This is a genomic window from Desulfotomaculum sp. 1211_IL3151 (genome assembly GCF_036763075.1).
In the GTDB taxonomy this organism is placed as follows: domain Bacteria; phylum Bacillota; class Desulfotomaculia; order Desulfotomaculales; family Desulfotomaculaceae; genus Desulfotomaculum.
On sequence record NZ_JBAIYV010000041.1, the window covers coordinates 36,277 to 55,714 of the forward strand.

General features: G+C 44.3%; 18 protein-coding genes. 11 read left to right on the forward strand and 7 right to left on the reverse strand.

Annotated elements, in window-relative coordinates; translation table 11 throughout:
* Window positions 1-2: 2 nt before the first annotated feature.
* From yqeB to V6C11_RS11050, 7 genes are all read right to left on the reverse strand, one after another.
* A complete protein-coding gene (gene yqeB / locus V6C11_RS11020) occupies window positions 3-809 on the reverse strand; it encodes a selenium-dependent molybdenum cofactor biosynthesis protein YqeB (protein WP_333531213.1) in 807 nt (268 codons plus the stop codon).
* A gap of 240 nt (window positions 810-1,049) precedes the next feature.
* Window positions 1,050-3,329, reverse strand: a complete 2,280-nt coding sequence (locus V6C11_RS11025) for a xanthine dehydrogenase family protein molybdopterin-binding subunit (RefSeq protein ID WP_333531214.1) — start codon at window positions 3,327-3,329, stop codon at window positions 1,050-1,052.
* Between the two features lie 14 nt (window positions 3,330-3,343).
* A complete protein-coding gene (locus V6C11_RS11030; protein ID WP_333531215.1) occupies window positions 3,344-3,829 on the reverse strand; it encodes a (2Fe-2S)-binding protein in 486 nt (161 codons plus the stop codon).
* A gap of 40 nt (window positions 3,830-3,869) precedes the next feature.
* Window positions 3,870-4,733 (reverse strand): FAD binding domain-containing protein, encoded by an 864-nt coding sequence (locus tag V6C11_RS11035; RefSeq protein ID WP_333531216.1) that lies wholly within the window; start codon window positions 4,731-4,733, stop codon window positions 3,870-3,872.
* Between the two features lie 237 nt (window positions 4,734-4,970).
* Window positions 4,971-6,422, reverse strand: a complete 1,452-nt coding sequence (locus V6C11_RS11040; protein ID WP_333531217.1) for a sigma-54-dependent transcriptional regulator — start codon at window positions 6,420-6,422, stop codon at window positions 4,971-4,973.
* On the reverse strand, window positions 6,415-7,758 hold the full coding sequence (locus tag V6C11_RS11045; RefSeq protein WP_333531218.1) for a GAF domain-containing sensor histidine kinase: 1,344 nt from the start codon (window positions 7,756-7,758) through the stop codon (window positions 6,415-6,417). Before V6C11_RS11045 ends, V6C11_RS11040 begins: the two co-directional genes overlap by 8 nt.
* Window position 7,759: 1 nt before the next feature.
* On the reverse strand, window positions 7,760-8,902 hold the full coding sequence (locus V6C11_RS11050) for an iron-containing alcohol dehydrogenase (protein ID WP_333531219.1): 1,143 nt from the start codon (window positions 8,900-8,902) through the stop codon (window positions 7,760-7,762).
* Between the two features lie 184 nt (window positions 8,903-9,086).
* Here V6C11_RS11050 and V6C11_RS11055 point away from each other — a divergent pair, with 184 nt between their 5' ends.
* From V6C11_RS11055 to V6C11_RS11105, 11 genes are all read left to right on the forward strand, one after another.
* Complete coding sequence (locus V6C11_RS11055; RefSeq protein ID WP_333531220.1) at window positions 9,087-9,260, forward strand: hypothetical protein; 174 nt, start codon at window positions 9,087-9,089, stop codon at window positions 9,258-9,260.
* A gap of 21 nt (window positions 9,261-9,281) precedes the next feature.
* Window positions 9,282-9,458, forward strand: a complete 177-nt coding sequence (locus tag V6C11_RS11060; protein WP_333531221.1) for a YtxH domain-containing protein — start codon at window positions 9,282-9,284, stop codon at window positions 9,456-9,458.
* Window positions 9,459-9,736: 278 nt separating this feature from the next.
* Window positions 9,737-10,768: an AI-2E family transporter gene (locus V6C11_RS11065; protein ID WP_333531222.1), complete on the forward strand. Its 1,032-nt coding sequence runs from the start codon at window positions 9,737-9,739 to the stop codon at window positions 10,766-10,768.
* A 157-nt stretch (window positions 10,769-10,925) separates the two neighbouring features.
* Window positions 10,926-13,559: an alanine--tRNA ligase gene (gene alaS, locus V6C11_RS11070; RefSeq protein WP_333531369.1), complete on the forward strand. Its 2,634-nt coding sequence runs from the start codon at window positions 10,926-10,928 to the stop codon at window positions 13,557-13,559.
* Between the two features lie 271 nt (window positions 13,560-13,830).
* Window positions 13,831-14,625 (forward strand): basic amino acid ABC transporter substrate-binding protein, encoded by a 795-nt coding sequence (locus V6C11_RS11075; RefSeq protein WP_333531223.1) that lies wholly within the window; start codon window positions 13,831-13,833, stop codon window positions 14,623-14,625.
* A gap of 318 nt (window positions 14,626-14,943) precedes the next feature.
* Window positions 14,944-15,321, forward strand: a complete 378-nt coding sequence (locus V6C11_RS11080) for a hypothetical protein (protein WP_333531224.1) — start codon at window positions 14,944-14,946, stop codon at window positions 15,319-15,321.
* A gap of 179 nt (window positions 15,322-15,500) precedes the next feature.
* Window positions 15,501-15,761 carry an IreB family regulatory phosphoprotein gene (locus tag V6C11_RS11085; protein WP_333531225.1) on the forward strand — a complete coding sequence of 87 codons (261 nt, stop codon included), beginning with the start codon at window positions 15,501-15,503 and terminating at the stop codon, window positions 15,759-15,761.
* Window positions 15,762-15,797: 36 nt separating this feature from the next.
* Complete coding sequence (locus tag V6C11_RS11090; RefSeq protein ID WP_333531226.1) at window positions 15,798-16,745, forward strand: aldo/keto reductase; 948 nt, start codon at window positions 15,798-15,800, stop codon at window positions 16,743-16,745.
* A gap of 16 nt (window positions 16,746-16,761) precedes the next feature.
* Window positions 16,762-17,175, forward strand: a complete 414-nt coding sequence (ruvX, locus tag V6C11_RS11095) for a Holliday junction resolvase RuvX (RefSeq protein WP_333531227.1) — start codon at window positions 16,762-16,764, stop codon at window positions 17,173-17,175.
* Between the two features lie 82 nt (window positions 17,176-17,257).
* Window positions 17,258-17,521, forward strand: a complete 264-nt coding sequence (locus tag V6C11_RS11100) for a DUF1292 domain-containing protein (protein WP_333531228.1) — start codon at window positions 17,258-17,260, stop codon at window positions 17,519-17,521.
* Between the two features lie 167 nt (window positions 17,522-17,688).
* The gene (locus V6C11_RS11105; protein ID WP_333531229.1) at window positions 17,689-19,119 is read left to right on the forward strand and encodes a VanW family protein; all 1,431 of its coding nucleotides are present in this window, start codon (window positions 17,689-17,691) and stop codon (window positions 19,117-19,119) included.
* The last annotated feature ends 319 nt before the right edge of the window (window positions 19,120-19,438 follow it).

A 19,438-nucleotide genomic window follows, 5' to 3' on the forward strand; every position in this document is an offset into this window, starting at 1 on the left:
TCTTATTCCTTCGCAACTGAATTGTTTTTAAAGTATAGAATTCCTTCCAATACTCCCCCAGCTATGGCTAATGCTTTGTCTGAAATGGTATAACAATGTCTATTTTCGCACCGCGGGTCAATATCTCCAATTTTCATTCCCTTATGAACAAAAATACCATCCTTAATTAACCCCCGCAGGATACCATTAATTTCTGCTATTACTGGTTGAGACGATACATAACCCAGGATATCGCCGGCTTGTACGGTACTGTTAATGTCTATACAAGAAACAAATGTACCCTCCACTGGTGCCCGTAATAAACGTTCATTGGTATAACCATTTACTGGACCGGGCACCCCGGTATTGGGTTCGGCTGTTCCCTTTCGTAATAATCTGCCTAAATAATGACCGCGATTTGTTTCTACCACGGCATGAACATCTACACCTGCAACAAAACCCGGCCCCAGACCGAGCACGATGGGTGCATCGGTTATTTGAGTACCGGTGTTGCGTTTAGCCATGATGGAATCTACCAGTACGGCGGGTTTTAGTTTAAGGGCATCTTGAGCATTGGGATCAATTAATAGGGGTATTTGTTGATGTTTCAGCAAAGCTTGAGCCTCCTGCCAATTCTGTACCAACTTGGCGGTAACCCCTTCCACGGTATGACTGCCCTCGAATACTGCCTCGGCAAAGGAAACGCTGCGCCTTACCACCGTTGGCCTGGGTATTTCTGTAAGCACAACGGACATGCCACATTTATATAATCGATAAGCAACACCTGTGGCTAAATCACCTGCCCCTTTAACCAGTACAATGTTGTCCATTTAAATCAACCTTTCAATAAATACATCCATTAATCCCCCGCACCTCAGCACCAGATTTACGAATGCCCAGAGGTGTCACAGCCTGGGTCCACCGACATGCCGCCGAAGACCAGAATAATCTCGGTTCCTATAGTGTTTTCTACAGCAAGGATATCCGATTTGATTTTTACTTGTCCCTCTCAATCTATAATAGGCAGGGGCACCTGCCTGAATAAAAGGTGCCCCTTTTTTTATATTTGATTACTTACGTTCTTTAAGAGCCTTGTAGACCCGCTCCTCCGTTAACGGTATCTCAAAGAAGCGGATTCCGAGGGCGTCGTAAACAGCATTAGAAATGGCAGCAGCAGTGGCGATCAAACCTGTTTCGCCAACCCCCTTTGCACCAAAAGGTCCGCTGGGGTCATTTGCTTCCACGATAATTGCTTTCAATTCAGGGATGTCCACGGCTGTAGGCAGCATATATTTATGAAAGCCATCATTTAATGGTGTACCCTTACCATCGAATTTAATTTCTTCACTAATGGCATAGCCTAAGCCCATGGCCAAACCGCCCTCTAATTGCCCCTCCACAATGACTGGATTGATGGCCTTCCCCACATCGTGGGCGGCAACCATTTTTAGGACAGTTACTTTTCCTGTCTCAATATCTACTTCTACCTTAGCAAAGTGAGCCAAATAAGGCGGTGCATTCTTAGGAATAATTCTTCCCACACCAATAAACTGTTTACCACGTAAGTGGGCTTCTACCGCTACCTTACTTAAGGGGATATTTAGTTCCGCATTAGATAGTGAATATACAATACCATCTGCAATATACAAATCTTCCGGACTGGTGTTTAAAGTTTTAGCCGCATCTTCAAGAATTTGTTTTTTAGCATCTTCCGCTGCCGCCACTACGGCAGTACCGGAAGCATAACAGGTACGGCTGGCGTGACTGCCAATTTCAAAGGGGGTCGATTCGGTATCAGCAATAGTAATACCAACTTGATCCAACGCGACTCCCATTACTTCTGCAGCCATTTGGCTCAGGGTGGTTATGGTGCCGGTGCCCATATCTGGCACACCGCTGGCCAGGTGAATCGAACCATCCTGTTGCACGGTTACATAGGCATTGGAATAGTCAACACAGAAGGGCCAGGAGTTGGAGACGTGAGTACCCGCAGCCATGCCAATTCCTCTGCGTTTCGTACTGTGTTGCTGGGTTGGTTTTCCCCTGCGCTGCCAATCTATTTCTGCCGCACCCCGATCCATGCACTCTTCCAAACCAGAGCTAAGGCATGGATAGGGCAGTACCCAGTCCTTACCTGGACGCATGATATTTTTGCGTCTAATTTCGATAGGATCAAAGCCCAGTTCATCTGCGATAATATCCATTTGAGATTCTACCGCATAAATGGCCTGGGGACTACCAAAGCCACGCATGGCTCCGGCTGGTGTAATATTGGTGTAGACACTATGGCCATCATACATTTGGTTGGGGCAATAGTACAGGGATAAGCCCATAGCACCTAACACACCAGGCAATTCCGCACCCCAACTGCAATAAGCACCTGTATTAAGGGTAGCTGATATTTTACGAGAAGTAAAGATGCCATCCTTTTTTACACCGGTTTTTACCGTAATATAACCGGAGTGACGGGTATCTGAAGAGGTGAAATCTTCTTTCCGATCATAAACAACTTTTACCGGTTTTTTAGCCAGCATAGCCAGGGCCAGAGCAATGGGTTCGGCTTTAGCAGATAAACCAATCCGTACACCGAAACCACCCCCAATATAGGGTGGGTTTAACACACGCACTTTGCTATAGGGTAAGCTAAAAATAGTAGCTAAAATCCTTCTGGTTGGGTGGGGTGTTTGGGTGGTGGACCACACGGTTACTTTGCCATCCACAGCCACCTGGGCAACCGCTGCTTGGGTCTCTAGTTGGGCTTGCTTTTGTACCGGCAGCTTAAAGGTATGTTCAAAAACATAGTCTGCTTCTGCAAACCCCTTTTCAACATCACCCATTTCTATATGAATTTTTTCGCCGGGAATATTCTTACCAACCTCACAATGATGAATTTCCGGCGCACCTTTCTGCATGCCTTCTATCGGGTCATACACAGCGGGTAATAACTGGTACTCTACTTCAATGAGCTTTAAGGCTGCCTCGGCAACACTTTTAGAAACCGCAGCCACCGCAGCCACTTCATCACCTACATATCGAACCACCGAATCAAAAATATACTGATCTTCAACTGGCTGTAGGGGTGGGATCGTGAAGGTGGAGGTAGCCGATGTATTAAATTTTACCTTGGATGTATTCAAATGGGTAGCCACAGCCATGACACCCGGCAGTGCTTCTGCTTTATGGGTATCAATTTTAACAATTTTGGCGTGGGGGTGAGGACTCCGTAAAACCTTGCCGTACAACATACCTGGTAGCCTTATATCAGTGGTATAGGTGGCTGTACCGAGGGCTTTTTCCATCGCATCCAATTTACGTACACTCTTGCCTACCACGGCATAATCTTTTTTCAATTCTTTTCCCTCCCTTACCGATCCTCTTTAATTTTCATTTTATCAGCGGCAGCCAACACAGCCTCTTCAATTTTGGTGTAGCCGGTACAGCGGCAGATGTTACCTGCAATGGCCTCTTTAATATCCGCTGTGGTTGGGGAAAGATTAATATCTAACAATGCTTTAGCTGACATAATCATTCCCGGCGTGCAAAAGCCGCATTGAATGGCACCTAAATCAATAAAGGATTCCTGTAACGGGTGTAATTTTTCGGGTTTGCCAATACCCTCAATGGTTTCTATTTCAGCATCCATAACCTGTAAAGCGGGAATGATACAGGAGTTGACACTTTTACCGTTCATAATTACGGTGCAGGCCCCACATTCACCTTTACCGCAACCCTTTTTGGTGCCGGTTAAACCAAGTTGATCTCGTAAGACATCAACTAATGTGTCAGCAGGGGAAACCAGAACCGCCAAGGATTCCCCGTTAAGCTTAAATTGCAAGACTTTTTTTTGCATCGTTATACCTCCCTATCGAATGAATGTCCTTACAATCAATTTATTGAGCCGCAGCAAGGGCCTTTTCCAACGCCCGTCTGACGATAACTTCTAAAACTTCCTTTCTGTATTCAGCAGAACCGCGTATTGCACTATCCCGGGGACTTGACTCAGCACAGGCTGCTTTAGCCGCTGAACTGATCAGTTCCGTTGTAACAACCTGCCCCTGCAGTACTTTTTCAGCCATGCTGGCACGCAAGGGCTGCGGGGCTACGGGTGCCATAACAATACGCACCCATTCAATTTTTTCTTCTTGCAGAGAAAGCACAACCGCTACGTTTAGCATGGGCAGAGCCAAGGCACCCCGCTGGGCCAGTCTAACAAAGGAGGAACCTTGTCCCGGTTTTAAGGCAGGAAATTTTACGGCGGTTACTACTTGTCTGGTACAATCAATCGTGGTTTTGCCCACGCCTGCATACAGTTCCTGGACGGGTCGATAAGTGGTACCCGAAGGGTCTTGGATTTCTACCTCAGCACCCAGGGCAACCAGTGCCACAGCAGCATCCGCTGCGGGCTGTGCGTTTAAAACGTTACCTACCACCGTAGCGGTATTGCGAATCTGCAGGGAGCCAACTGACCCAGAGGCATCCGCCAACAGGGGGGCGTTGCTTTGGATTAAATCGGATTTTTTTACTTCACTGTGGGTTACCGCAGCACCAATGACAATTTGCCCAGCCATGTTCTCTAGCTTTTTTAATTCAGCAACCCTCGTCACATCAACCAGGCAATCGACAGACAGTTTACCGGCATTGAGATCCAGCAAGACGTCGGTACCGCCGGCAATAACCCTGGCCTTCCCGTCATAGGTTTTGAGAACTTCCAAGGCTTCAGCTACCGATGTGGCCAGTACGTAATCTTTTAACACGACACTACCTCCTTTGTTTAACCACGCTCAAAAACTAAAGTGCTTTTGTTGAACAATTTAGCCTTGATCAAATTTATCTAGTATTTAGTAAAGCAATTCCTGTGCCAATTGTCGCAATATACTTAATTGAGTGAATATATAGATTTGTGGCTTGTTTAGGTAAGATTCCTTATGTTTCAACTCAATAAAAAGGGACCAAAAAACGGCATGGGCCGATTTATCGGCCCATGCTAAACTTCAATCTCTCTCATTTAAATAGTACCTTAAAACCCGGATGGTGCAGTTCATCTGATGAGCAGCCTCTACACGGTTTCCCTGCACTCTAGCTAAACCTTCCTGAACCACTCTTTTGATAATAGCATACTGTGCATGCTTTAACTTTTTGCTCAAATCATTAAGGTCTATGGGAAGCTGGGCCAGGCGTTCACCTAAAATAGAGGAAAATTCCTGCACGATTTCCTCCACATCTTCCCCCGCTGATAAATGGAGCTGTGCATAAGATTTATGATCTCCTGGAAATCTCAGTTGATCAGGTAGTGTCTCTGCTGTAATGATGCCCTTCTCTGCCAATGCCGTTGCCCGGGCCATCACATTGGCTAATTCCCTCACATTACCCGGCCAAGGGTAATGCAGCAGCCGTTCGAAGGCGGCTGGCTCTATTTTTAGCGCTTCGCCATTTTCCAGACCATAAAATTTGCACATAAAATGGCGAACTAAAAGCTCAATATCACAGATTCGCTCTCGTAAGGGTGGGATATCCAATGTTACTACATTCAATCGATAAAAAAGATCCTCACGAAAGTGCTTGTTAGCCACGGCATCTTTTAATGGAACATTGGTAGCCGCAATGACCCGGACATCCGACTTCTTAAATTTTTCACCCCCCACAGGTAAAAATTCCCCGTTTTCCAAAACTCGTAAGAGCTTGACTTGAATGGCTGAACTGGCATCTCCCACTTCATCTAATAACAAGGTACCTCCATTGGCAATTTGGAAAATCCCCTTGCGCACACCGGTTGCCCCGGTAAAGGAACCCTTTTCGTGCCCGAAAAGTTCACTTTCTAATAAATTTTCAGTGAATGCAGCACAGTTTACTGCAATGAAGGGGTTCGTTGCCCGCAGGCTTTGGCTATGCAGATAGCGAGCCACAACCTCTTTTCCAACACCTGTTTCGCCCTGAATCAGTACGGTAATGTTTTTTGCAGCAATCCTTTTCGCCAAGGTTAAGGTATTTAATAAGGGACTGTTTGGTGAACAAATGATGCCGTTTTTCTGAAGTTCTTCTACAAAACCTTCGATCGGTAAGGAGGCTTTTTGATGATCCTCCAACGCGGTGGCAATTAGTTGCTCTAAATCTGTAATGTCATCAAAGGGTTTTTCAATATAATCATAGGCACCCAGCTTAATGGCATCCACAGCTGTTTTTACGGTACTGTAACCTGTCATGATGATAACCCGACAGTCCGGCTGTTGGACTTTAAGTTGTTCTAATATCTTTATGCCATCCGTATCCGTTAATCTTAAATCCACAAAAGCCAAGGTAAAGGTATGCATGAGAAGCTTGGCAAGTAGTTCCTTGCCGGAGTAGGCGGTAACAACTTCATACCCTTTCTCTGCAAGAAGAAATTGAAAGAAATTACAAACCGCCACTTCATCATCAACCACCAATACTTTAACTGGTTTACCCATTATTCTCCCCCCTTAGGCCATATGGAATAATGAGACGAAAGGTGCTGCCTTGACCTGGTTCACTTTGTACAACAATCCTGCCCCCATGACTTCTGGCAATACCTAAACTAACAGATAAGCCAAGTCCGGTGCCCTTGGTAAGTTCCTTGGTGGTGAAAAAGGGGTCAAAAAGTTTACTCATCGTTTCTGGTTCTATGCCGCAGCCATTATCCTGAACGGAAACAACCACTTCCTTTGTATCAGCTTCCCGAGGTGAACAACCCGTACGAATGGTAATTACCCCTTGGTCCAAGGAACGCAAGGCATCCTTGGCGTTAAGTAGAAAATTGACCAGCACTTGCTCCAATTGTTGCTTATTACCCAGTACGAGCGGCAAATCGTGGCAAAGGTCCGTACGAATACTCGTATTATTTTTTTCGATCTGGTAAGAGACCAAAGCCAAGCTGTTCTCTACTACCTCGTTAAGAGAAATTTGATCTTTAGAATACGGTTCATGCCTGGAAAAAGCTAATAAGCTCTGAATAATCCTTTTGCATCGGGTCCCACAATTTTTAATATCCGCTAATAGGTGGTAGCCGGGATGTTCCTGGTCAAGTCTTCTTAATAAGAGTTGAGCATCCCCCAAAATGGCTGTCAGAGGGCTATTGAGCTCATGGGCAACACCCGCGGCCATTTCCCCCACTGCGGCAAGCTTTGCCGTTTGCACCAATTGTTCCTGCCTTTTCAGAACTTCCAGATAAAGCCTGCTGTTTTGTAAACATACCGCCAATTGGTCAGCTAATTGCTGGGCAAATATAAAATCATTTGGAGAATAAGCATCGGTTTTTTTACTGCCAAAATTCAGTGTACCAATCACCGTATCGTTAATTAATAGAGGAGCCATAATTACGGAACGGATACCCACTGCCATTAAATCCTTATCTTCGTTGCACGCTTCTGAATCTTCCCAGATGTTTTGACGCATAATGCATCTCTTTTCCTCCATGGCTTGCCAGGGTGCGGAGTTTTCTCTAATTAGCACAGTTCCAACCCCTAGGATGACCTGATCCTTGGGTATGCCAGATTTAATGATCAGCTGTTCTCCTTCCAATAAGCAAAAACTAAGCAAATCATAAGATATTACTTCCTTCAGTGGTTCCGCTGTCCGATCAATAATTTCCTCATAGGACATGGCCACCGTGATGTTGCGAGCAATTTCATTGATGATTTCTAATCTTTTGTTTTGTTTCGTTACTTCTTCGATGGTCTTTCTCAGTTCAACATAATGATTAAGTCGAGTAGATCGTACACCCGTCAACTTTGTTAATAGCTTTTCGTTTAACGTTGTTTTATCCATATCAGTAAGCCCTTCTTAGTAATGCGATGACATCATTTAATTCCATTTGCTTAGGATTGGCCACTAAACAAATGTCTTTAATTATATTCTGAGCAAGGATGGGATAGAGATTTAGATTAACATGCAAATCAGAAAGCTTATCCGGTAATTCCAGTTCTCTAAATAAACTCGCGATGGCATCAATAACCCGATCGGAGCCATCTTCGATGGAAGTAATATTTTCCCCCAGGGCTTCCGTAATATTGGAATATTTTACCCGATTGGCTGACAAGTTGTACTTTACCACATGGGGCAACAGCACAGCATCTACAATTCCTGCGGGTATGTCAAACCAACCGCTAATCTGATGGGTGATGGCATGCGCTGCTCCTAAAATTGCATTGGAAAAGGCCAGCCCGGCATTGAGATTGGCCATGGCCAGGCAGTGGTTTAACTCTTTGCTACGGGAACCACCCTTGACCTGACGTAAACTATTGGCTGACAGCTTGATGGCATTGATGGCAAATAAATCCGTCATGGGGGTGGCACCCTTTGAGACATAGGACTCGATCGCATGGGTCAAAACATGTACCCCGGAATAAATCATAGATTGATTGCTTAGGGTTTCTAGAAGATTAGGATCATGAATGGAAACATAGGGTATGAGGGATTTGGAGACAATGGTCATTTTTCTTTTTTCCGGTGCGTTAAGGATGATGGAAAATTGGGAAACCTCAGAGCCTGAACCGGCTGTGGTGGTAACCGCAATAATGGGCGGTAAGGGACGGGTAATACTATCTACTTCTTCATATTCCGAAAGCTTGCCCCCATTGGAAACCAGCAAAGCCACCGCTTTGGCCGCATCAATCGGACTGCCTCCCCCCACAGCCAGTAAAGAATCACAGCTATTTTCGATGTATTGAATGCTGCCGCAATTGATTTCATAATCTTTAGGGTTTGGGGAGACATCTCCCCAAACGACATATTCCAAACCGTTCTTAGCCAAACTTTCCAATACACAAGCCAACCATCCACTGGCACGTACCCCTTTATCGGTTACCACAAAGACACGCTTGGCTCCCAAACGCACGGCATGGATACCACATTCCCAGATGGTATCCGGGCCAAAGATAATTTCCGGGGACACAAATTTAAATACATTCATGCTTAGCACCTCTGTGTATAAGTGGAATGAGTTAATGGTTTTAATTATACAAAAGTTTAGACAATTCCTTCAATTTAAGAAATTTGGCTATCTTCGATTAAAATTTTTGTTAAGTGCATGATTACTTGATTACATGGTAATAATAGTTACAGCAGATTTTAGTTAGCTAAGGGGGCCCTATAAAGTGAATTGCCCGGTTTGTGGAGGTAAAGCCACCGGAAAAGTTGGCATTGATCAGTATTATTGCTGGGACTGCTGTGTGGAATACCGTATGAACAGAGAAGGTGTAGATGTTTTCGAAGTGGCTGAAGATGGCAGTTTGGTTTCCTTTGACCCACACAATACAGGCTTGTATTAAGTCCTAGGGGGTGAGTTAAAGATGGGATTTTGGCGGGGAGTTATTACTGGCAGTCTGCTTGGTGCTGCACTGGGCATGGTATTTAAACCACAACGCAAGCCAGAACGCTTAATAATGAATAGTACCCGTAATGCCAGTCGTCGTGCCCAAAGGATGATGAAGGGTATGTCCAGAAAAGTAAATGATATAATCAGGTAAATGAAAGTAGTGGGGACATCGGTCCTCACTTTTTTATACTAATCAGAAAGCATCCGATTGTAAGGATGATCGTATAAGACTCTCATGCCGCTGGTCGGCACCTTATCAGGACAGAAAAGCTAAGGCTCGCTTGTGCCCTAAAGAGGGTGCGCTATAGGCTCTTGCCTGGGACCTTTAGGTGATGCCCTTTAGGGTATGGCGCACCCTTAAGGGCAAACGAGCCAAGCTTTTCTAACTACCGGGCATTGACCCATTATTTTAGCTCGAAGGAGGAAACTATGGCCTGGTGGAAGGAAAAGTGTACCTATCGTTATCTTTTTCTTTCTTTGTTAATTTCACTTATTCTATATTTTCTCTATCTCGTCCGAGGACTATTTGTCCCTTTTATTTTGGCCGTTGTGTTGGTATATATGTTAAACCCTATGGTTGACCGTATGCAAAGACGGGGCGCCTCCAGGGTTGCAGCCATATTAATTTTATATTTGGGTGTCATCATTATTGTTACCAGCTTGCTTATGTATGGTGTTCCTAGAATGGTTAACCAATTGGAAAGGCTGGTTGAAAGTATTCCCCTTTACACAGACCGAGTGAAGTTAATGGTACTAAACATTCAACATTCCTTTGACCACAGTTCCGTGCCTCCTGGGGTGCAGCAGATTGTAGATGAAAGAATTCGCTGGGTTGAGTCACAGCTATTGGCTGTGGTTCGAAAATCAATCGATTTACTGATGACCATCCTGAGTAACCTTTTTAATGTTGTATTAGCCCCCGTTTTGGCCTTTTACATAATGAAAGATTTGGATCTGCTGAAAAGTTGGGCACGATCCATTATTCCTAAAGAAATAGCGGCTGATGTTTTTTATCTGGCCAAAGAAATAGACTTTGTTTTTGCTAGTTTTATCAGGGGACATTTGACGGTAGTGCTGATCATTGGTGTCTTAACTAGCCTGTCCTTTATGCTGATTGGCCTTGAATTTGCTGCTATGCTTGGTATTATAGCAGGAGTTACGGAACTAATCCCCTATTTTGGTCCCCTAATTGGTGCTGTGCCGGCATTGGCAATGGCACTGTTGCATTCGAAATGGATGGTCCTTAAGGTATTGGTTATTGTTTTTATTATTCAGCAATTAGAGGGCAACATTATTTCTCCTAGAATTTTAGGGCAGCGGGTTGGTTTACATCCCCTGGCCATCATTGTGGCCTTACTGGCTGGGGGCCATTTATTTGGCATTGGCGGTATGCTATTGGCGGTTCCCCTGGCGGCCATGGTAAAAATAATGATTTCCTTTGTCTGGCAAAAATTAATTTAGAGAGAAAAGAAATCTAAAAAGTTTGAACGAACGTGTATAAGCACCTTCGCTAGCTTGACCACTAGATAAAATTGCTATAATATAAATATTTGAAGGATAATGTAGTAAGATGCCGATTAACCTGGTTTATTCACCAAACAGGAGGTAATATAAATTGTTGACCGGAAGAGAGATTAGGGAGAAATATCTGAAATTTTTTGAGCAGCATGCCCATCAAATTTTGCCCAGTGCTTCACTGATACCTCATAATGATCCGAGTATCCTTTGGACTGCTGCAGGTATGGTACCTTTCAAACCCTACTTTACGGGACAAGCCGTACCGGAATATAAAAGGGTAACAACCTGCCAGAAATGTATTCGCACACCGGATATTGAGTCAGTTGGGCGTACAGCCAGACACCATACATTTTTTGAGATGTTGGGGAATTTCTCCTTTGGTGATTATTTTAAAGAAAGCATCATTCCTTGGTCTTGGGAATTTATTACCAAGGAACTGAATTTACCCCAGGATAAATTATGGATTACCATCTACCAAGATGATGATGAGGCCTTTGAAATCTGGCATAAGACGGTGGGTGTACCTGCCGAACGAATTGTTCGCCTGGGAAAGGATACCAACTTCTGGGAGATTGGTGTTGGTCCCTGCGGCCCTTGTTCAGAAATCTATGTGGATTTAGGGGAAGCCAGGGGTTGCGGTGCCCCAGATTGTCAGGTGGGCTGCGATTGTGACCGTTTCCTGGAAATTTGGAACCTTGTCTTTATCCAGTTCTTCCGGGACGAAGAGGGAAATTATTCTCCTCTAGAAAGCAAAGGTATTGACACAGGCATGGGATTGGAGCGTGTTGCGTCCGTACTGCAGGGTGTAGCCTCTAACTTTGACACCGATATTTTTAGGGAAATTATGGATTTTACAGCCAATCTGGCAGGGCATAAATATGGCCAAGCTGCGGACACGGATTTAGCTTTAAAAGTAATTGCCGATCACTGTCGGGCAGTTACCTTTGCGGTTAGCGATGGTGCTTTACCTGGCAACGAGGGGCGTGGTTATGTAATCCGTCGTTTGCTGCGTCGGGCCGTTCGTTTTGGCAGGGTCTTAGGGGTGCATGAACCCTTTCTTTATAAGGTTTCCCAGGCAATCATTGAGCAAATGCAGGATGCCTATCCCGAGCTGAAGCAAAAGAGTGGCCATGTAATAAGGGTAATCCATACAGAAGAAGAAAGATTTTTGGAAACTCTGGCCGCAGGCAGTGATATCCTTGCTACCTTGATTAGTGAGGCCAAGGCCAGCGGAGCCAGTGAAATAATTGGTAATGATGCCTTTAGGCTATATGATACCTTTGGTTTCCCCTTGGAACTTACCCAGGAAATTGCCGCTGAACAGGGGTTAACGGTGGATGAGGATGGCTTTAATGCCGCCATGGAAGAACAACGCAAGCGGGCTCGCAGTGCTCGTCAGGAAATTGAGTACATCTCTGAACGGGGTGTTTTGTATAAGGCCTTACGGGAAGAGTTAGGCGATACTAGATTTAACGGTTATAGTACCTTAGATACAGACTCCAACGTCATGGCGATCTTAAAAGATGGTTTGCAAGAGCTATCCGCAGTGGCTGGGGAGGAAGTAGAAATCATCCTGGATGTTACCCCCTGCTATGCAGAGTCCGGCGGCCAGATAACAGACCATGCCATGTTAATAGGACCCGACCTGTCAGTTGAAGTTAGCTTCGTTAACAAGCCAGTTGAGGGTTTAATTGTGCACCGTGGCAAGGTGCTCTCCGGTGTACTCAAGAGGCACGACTCGGTGAAGGTTAAGGTTGAGCAACCAAGGCGTCAAGACACTGCCAGGAACCACTCAGCCACTCACCTATTACATAAAGCACTAAAAGAAGTGTTGGGTGAACATGTTAATCAAGCCGGTTCCCTGGTAGAGCCAGATCGCCTGCGCTTTGATTTTACCCATTATGCAGCTGTGACCCCGGAAGAGCTTCTACGCATAGAAGAGATCGTCAACCAAGCTGTATTAGCTAATTATTCCATCGAAACCTTTGAAACTTCTCTGGCCAAGGCCAAGGAAATGGGAGCAGCAGCTCTCTTTGGTGAAAAGTATGGCAAACAGGTGCGAGTAGTCAAAATGGGTGAATTCAGCTTGGAGCTTTGTGGTGGTACGCATTTAACGTCCACTGCCGAAGTGGGTCTGTTTAAAATCTTTAATGAAACCAGTGTTGGTGCCGGGCTGCGCCGGATTGAAGCAGTGACAGGCCTTGGTGTATTAAAATACCTTGGGGCCAAGGAAGCACAACTAGAAGAACTCGCTGCTGTGATTAAAAGCCCGGTACAGGAAGTGGTACGCCGTACAGAGGCCCTGGTTCAGCATAACAAAGCCCTGGAGCAAGAAATTGAGGCACTCAGGACGAAACTAGCTAAGTCCGAGGTGCAGGATATTTTAGGCCGCATAACGCAAGTAAAGGGAGTGTCTGTGCTGGCCTCAGTGGTAGCAGCCCCGGATATGGACAATTTAAGGGGTATGGTGGACATGCTCCGGGATAAAATGGGCAGTGGTGTGATCCTATTGGGAAGTACCGCCGGTGAAAAGGTGAATTTAGTGGCGGCTGTGACCAAAGACCTCCATGGTCAGGGATTGCATGCTGGTAATTTAGTGAAAGAAATTGCCAAAATGGTCGGCGGCGGCGGCGGCGGTCGTCCAGACATGGCCCAAGCAGGGGGCAAAAACCCAGAAAAATTACAGGAAGCCATTGACACCGTACACCAGGTAGTAGAAAAACAAATGAAATAGCAAAGAGCGACAGGGGGAAATTCTCTCTGTCGCTTTTCAGTTGGCCAAGAGAGCAAAGAGCACAAGGGGACGGTTCTTTTGTGTTGCTCTATGGAACAACACAAAAGAACCGTCCCCTTGTGCTACCTTTTTCAGTGGTCTTAACCTGTCCCCTTGTCCCCCAAGGGAATATTTCTTATTGGATTTGCAGATCATAAGAAGGAGTGTGTAATAATTTGTCGAATTTTGTCTTGTCTGATAAAAACAGAATAACTCTAGGGAGGAAGTAGTATTGAAGAGGGTATTTAAGTATGGGATAACTTGCCTGGCTATTCTTACCTTGGCTTTGGCAGCGGTAGGTTGTACGGGTAAGGAGGAAGCCAAGTCACCTGCCCAGGATGGTGGTAAGAAGAAGTTAGTGGCTGCTGCGGATGCAACTTTTCCGCCCTTTGAGTTTGCTGATGCCAGTGGGCAGTATGTGGGGTTTGACCTGGATCTGATTGCAGCCATTGCAGAGGAAATGGGTTATCAATTGGAGTTTCAGAGTATGGCCTTTGACGGCATTATTCCTGCATTGCAGAGCAGTCAGATTGACTGTGCTGCTACTGCCATGACGATTACACCCGATCGCCAAAAGGCAGTTAATTTTAGTGAACCTTATTATAAAGCCGGGCAAATTGTTGTTGTGCAGACCAGCAAGAATGATGTAAAGAGTATTACAGACTTAAAAGGTAAGACCATTGCTGTACAGAGTGGTACTACCGGTGCCATGGAGGCTGAAAAAGCCACCGATAAAGGCAAGGTGACTTACTTTACTGGTGCTGATCAAGCCCTTCAGGAATTGAAAAATGGTGCTGCAAATGCGGTTATTATTGACTATCCGGTTGCCGCTTATTTTATTCAACAGGGGAACAAAGATGTGAAAATGGTGGGCGATATCATGTCTTCTGAGCAATATGGTATTGCTGTGCCTAAGGATAAGCAGAAAGTTTTGGATGATATTAATGCTGGGTTGAAAAAGATAAAAGAGAATGGTAAGTATGCGGAGATTTATAAAAAATGGTTTGGTGAAGAGCCAAGGGCTTAATATAATATAGGAAAGGAGGGACGAATGTCTCTCCTTTCCTATATTATAATGTTTGTTAAAATACAGGGCTAAGGAAGGTGTGTTGCATCCGCGAGGGGGATAACGATAGCACCTGCAAATTCGTTGGGCTATCTTTCCCAGAAAAATCAATAGAAGGGGTATTGCCGTATTTGCATAAACTATGTAAATACGGCAGCCTGACCTCCAAGGCCCATGGTTCATGCCATCAAGCGGAAGGCTATACTTGTAACCTTCTCTTCCAAAAAGTCATATGATGAAAGATCAGAAATCTTGTGTTTTTAGGAAGGGGGGGTCTTGATGTTTTTTCAACCTAGGAGGCCCGGTTCCCCGTCAAAGGGGTTGCCGGTACAGACTGGTATACCAGGCCTTAACTTAAACTTAAGCGTTGATCATATTCAAGTTATGGGAACGTTACTGATGATGGGTTTAAACCGCCGGCCAGGCTTTAAAGAGGAAATGGCAGAGTTTATGCTTTTTATGCAGAAGATGCAGGAAGCAGCCGAAACCATCTCAGTGCAAATGGAAAGTGTTCATCAAGAGTATGCCAAGGTTAAAGCAAAAATGCAGGAACCCATTGCAAATGGAAAAGATGTCAAAAGGGAAACCTCGCGGCAAGAGGGAACAGCCTACGTCAACCCACTGCTGCAGCATCTGTTTAGATTAATGTCCTATTAATTACAGTATAAACAAATCCCCCCTGGGAGACAGTAGTATTTACCGCTATTGTCAGCTTAGGGGGGATTTGTATAAGGTATACAATATTAATTTATTTTAGAAATATAAAAGGAAAATGAAAGATAATGTTGAATTAATATTTCTATGTTAGGAAATATTAGGACTGGGAGGTCTTTGCCGTGGCTCAAGATTTTTCACAAGAAACAGTAATGTTTAAAGTCCAGGCGGAAGAAGTTAACCAGGCCCGTGAAATACTGCTGGCTGTTTATGCCGCATTAAAGGAAAAAGGCTATAACCCCATAAACCAATTGGTAGGTTATTTATTATCTGGTGATCCAGCCTATATCACTAGTCATGGGAATGCTCGCAGTATGATCCGTCGATTGGAACGAGACGAGCTGCTGGAAGAACTTGTTAAAAACTACCTGGAGCAGAAATAACCCCTCATAGGGGTTTGTTTTTGTTGGAGGTGTAATATGGAATATAGAGAGCTTGGGGACACAGGGTTAACGGTGTCCCGTTTGTGTTTCGGGGCTCTGACCATTGGACCCTTGCAGGCTAATTTACCAGTGGAGCAAGGAGCGGCAGTGATTGCCAGTGCCTTGGACCGGGGTGTTAATTTTATGGATACTGCCGAATTGTATGGCACCTATCCATATATTCGTGAGGCCATAAAAAATAGAAAACAAGAAGTGATTATTTGCAGTAAGTGCTATGCCTATACCAGAGATGGCATGAAGGAAAGCTTGGAGGCTGCCCTTAGAGGCATTGACCGGGAGTACATTGATATTTTTATGCTTCATGAACAGGAATCCCTACTGACCATCAAGGGGCATTGGGAGGCCATTGAGTATCTACTGGAGGCCAAGAGCAAAGGTTTGGTACGGGCTGTGGGAATCTCTACCCACCATGTGGCAGCGGTCAGGGCTGCGGTGGACATGCCAGAGCTTGAGGTCATTCATCCCATTATTAATAGGGCAGGGGTGGGTATTGCCGATGGCAGTGCAGCGGAGATGCTGTCTGCTATAAAAATGGCCCATGCCGCAGGAAAGGGCATTTATGGCATGAAAGCCTTGGGAGGGGGCAATTTACTTGCCAATTCCCAAGAGGCATTAAACTTTGTCTTGGGTATCCCAGAATTGGCTTCCATTGCTGTCGGTATGCAAAATTTTAACGAAGTAGATTATAATACTCGCTTTTTTAGCCAAACTTATATACCAGAGGATCTACAGGAAAGGGTAGCCAGGCAACCACGGCGTTTGCATATTGATGATTGGTGTGAGGGATGTGGTGCCTGCGTCCAAAAGTGTGGCGCTGGGGCCCTGAAGTTACACGGGGGGAAGGCAAGAGTAGACGGGGAACTGTGTCGCCTATGTGGTTACTGTGGCGCAGTATGTCCGCTTTTTGCTATCAAAGTTATATAGAAATGGAGATTTGCAGATGAGGATTATGGGCCTGGATGTGGGTGACAAAACCATTGGGGTTGCTTTAAGCGATCCTTTGGGTTGGACGGCCCAGGGTTTGGAAGTTATTCGCCGGAATACCTTAGAAAAAGATATTAATCGTTTATGCCAAATAATAGACGAATATGCGGTGGAGAAAATCTTAGTGGGCATGCCCAAAAATATGAATGCCACCATTGGTCCCCAGGGTGAAAAGGTGTTAGCCTTTATTGAAGATTTAAAAGAAAATATTGATTTGCCAATTAAGACCTGGGACGAAAGATTGAGTACAGTGGCCGCAGAGAGAATGTTAATCCAAGCGGATGTCAGTCGCAGCAAAAGAAAGAAAGTCATTGACAAAATGGCTGCTGCGGTTATTTTGCAGGGTTACTTAGACGCTGGGGCAAAGTAAACCATTATTAATTAGGAATTTCTTGACAGAAAATGTTTTTTTGGATACAATACAGACAACTTTTGGAAACGAGGTGCAGATTATGCCGGAACAAGATGAAGTAATTACCCTTATTGATGAAGATGGAGCTGAACATGATTTTAACGTTATCGACGTTATAGAAGTAGAGGGTTCCGAGTATGCAATTTTACTACCTGTAGAAGATGAGACTGACGAGGCAGTTATTCTAAAATTTGCCAAGGACGAAGACGATAATGAAATTCTCGTAGATATTGAAAGTGATGAAGAGTGGGAAAAGGTTGCCGATGCATGGGAAGAGATGGTAACCGCTGAGGACGGCGAGTAAATAAAATATTAAAGAAAACCAGACTGGATTAAAATGGATCCTCTTAAAGGGCATTTTAATCTGTCTGGTTTTTTTCTATTTTCCAGCACTTTTATAGGAATAGCAAATGCATGTCCCTAGTAAGATATAGCTAGGATAAGTTCTACGTTCGGAGGGGGGGGATTGCTTTGGGGCCAAAAAGAAAAAAGCTATTTGCTTTAATATCCTTACCAGTTATTATGATGATGGTCGTTTTTTTGATAGCCTCTCAAATGAGTTTTGCACCTCAAAATAAAATATTACCCGGCATATATATACAGAATCAGGACATGTCCCTGCTTAGTTATAACCAAGCCTTACTCTCGATGCAAAAGCTGGAACAACAATTTAAAAAGCCAATCAAAGTAAAATACGACGATTTAACCTGGGTATTGCCGATGGATCAAGTGGGATTAAAGATAGACTGTTCAAGAGAGGTCCAACGGGCTATGGCCATTGGACGTCAAGGATCCCCGTGGCAAAAGTTTTTAGAGCGCAGGCAGGCTTTTCGGGGGATCTATTTAAAACCAGAAATCTCCTTAGACAAAGAGTTATTGGAAAGAAATGTGACGGAGGTAGCAGAGATTATTATTCTACCACCCCGGGAGGCTGGTTTAATCATAAATTCAGATCAAACAGTGGAAATATCTCCTGGCCATAATGGCAGATTAATTGATATCGAACAATTAGAATTAAACATTAAGGAATCGTTATTGGCTGGCAGTCAATCACCCATTGATTTGAAATTAATTGAGGTACCGCCAGTACGAACCACAGAAGAAATCCAGTCCATGGGGGTGGATACGCTATTAGGAATGTTTTCTACCCAATTTGACCCCAGCAAAGTTAATCGAGCCTATAATGTGAGTGTGGCAGCGGCGGCTCTTGATGGGTTGACAGTTAGCCCCCAGGAAGTTATTTCCTTTAATGACGTTGTGGGGCCACGCAGTACCGAGGCAGGCTATAAAAATGCTCCGGTAATTATTAATAATGAGATGGTGGACGGACTGGGCGGCGGTGTTTGTCAGGTTTCCACCACACTTTATAACGCTGTGCTGCTGGCTAACTTAGAGGTCATTGAAAGAAAAAATCATAGCATACCAATTACCTATATCCCCATTGGCAGGGATGCTACGGTAGTATTTGATGCCATTGATTTTAAATTTAAGAATAATACCGATTACTGGCTGTATATACAATCCTATGTTAAGGGAGGTACTCTAACCATTAAAATCTTTGGCAATTCAGATTTTAAAAGGGATGTAGTCATTCGCAGCTGGATTGAGGAGACCTACGATCCCAAAACGATCGTTGAAGATGATCGTGGGATACCCATGGGGGATCGGGTGGTGCGGCAGCAAGGTGGCCAGGGTTTCAGGGCTACTGGAGAGCGCATCGTTATGAAAGACAATAAAGTGATTAAGGTGGAAAAATTGCCAACCAGTATTTATAAAGCAAGGAATCAAATTATCTCACAGGGAATAGCACCGCCGGGAACCATTCTTAAAGACCCTAAGTTACAGGTGAGCAATGATCCTTCAAGTGAGACTAACGGTGACCTACAGAATAATATCCCTTAAACCGAGAGTTTAAGAGAGTAGCTAAGCTATATAGGTAGCATAAAATATAGGATAGCTTATATTAAAATAAGGTTATCAATTTGTTATAAGAATAACCGCAGACAATAAGCATTGCGGTTATTCTTGTGTATGTAAATTTATGGATAAGAGGAATATATATGGAATGCTAGCACCTATTTAATTGTTTATGATGGCTGGTTTTTTTCTTGATCTAACGAATAAATGATGATAATATTAAAAAATGTAAAGAATATTTTTGCAATTTACTTTTTCAAAATCTTTATGTTGACCGAATGAGTATCGAATAGTATATTTAATT

Coding starts and splice junctions, on each gene's coding strand:
- yqeB (WP_333531213.1), bottom strand. CDS start 809: ATGGACAACATTGTACTGGTTAAAGGGGCAGGTGATTTAGCCACAGGT.
- ruvX (WP_333531227.1), top strand. CDS start 16,762: ATGAGGATTATGGGCCTGGATGTGGGTGACAAAACCATTGGGGTTGCT.
- V6C11_RS11050 (WP_333531219.1), bottom strand. CDS start 8,902: ATGAATGTATTTAAATTTGTGTCCCCGGAAATTATCTTTGGCCCGGAT.
- V6C11_RS11065 (WP_333531222.1), top strand. CDS start 9,737: ATGGCCTGGTGGAAGGAAAAGTGTACCTATCGTTATCTTTTTCTTTCT.
- V6C11_RS11040 (WP_333531217.1), bottom strand. CDS start 6,422: ATGGGTAAACCAGTTAAAGTATTGGTGGTTGATGATGAAGTGGCGGTT.
- V6C11_RS11030 (WP_333531215.1), bottom strand. CDS start 3,829: ATGCAAAAAAAAGTCTTGCAATTTAAGCTTAACGGGGAATCCTTGGCG.
- V6C11_RS11090 (WP_333531226.1), top strand. CDS start 15,798: ATGGAATATAGAGAGCTTGGGGACACAGGGTTAACGGTGTCCCGTTTG.
- V6C11_RS11080 (WP_333531224.1), top strand. CDS start 14,944: ATGTTTTTTCAACCTAGGAGGCCCGGTTCCCCGTCAAAGGGGTTGCCG.
- V6C11_RS11045 (WP_333531218.1), bottom strand. CDS start 7,758: ATGGATAAAACAACGTTAAACGAAAAGCTATTAACAAAGTTGACGGGT.
- V6C11_RS11100 (WP_333531228.1), top strand. CDS start 17,258: ATGCCGGAACAAGATGAAGTAATTACCCTTATTGATGAAGATGGAGCT.
- V6C11_RS11060 (WP_333531221.1), top strand. CDS start 9,282: ATGGGATTTTGGCGGGGAGTTATTACTGGCAGTCTGCTTGGTGCTGCA.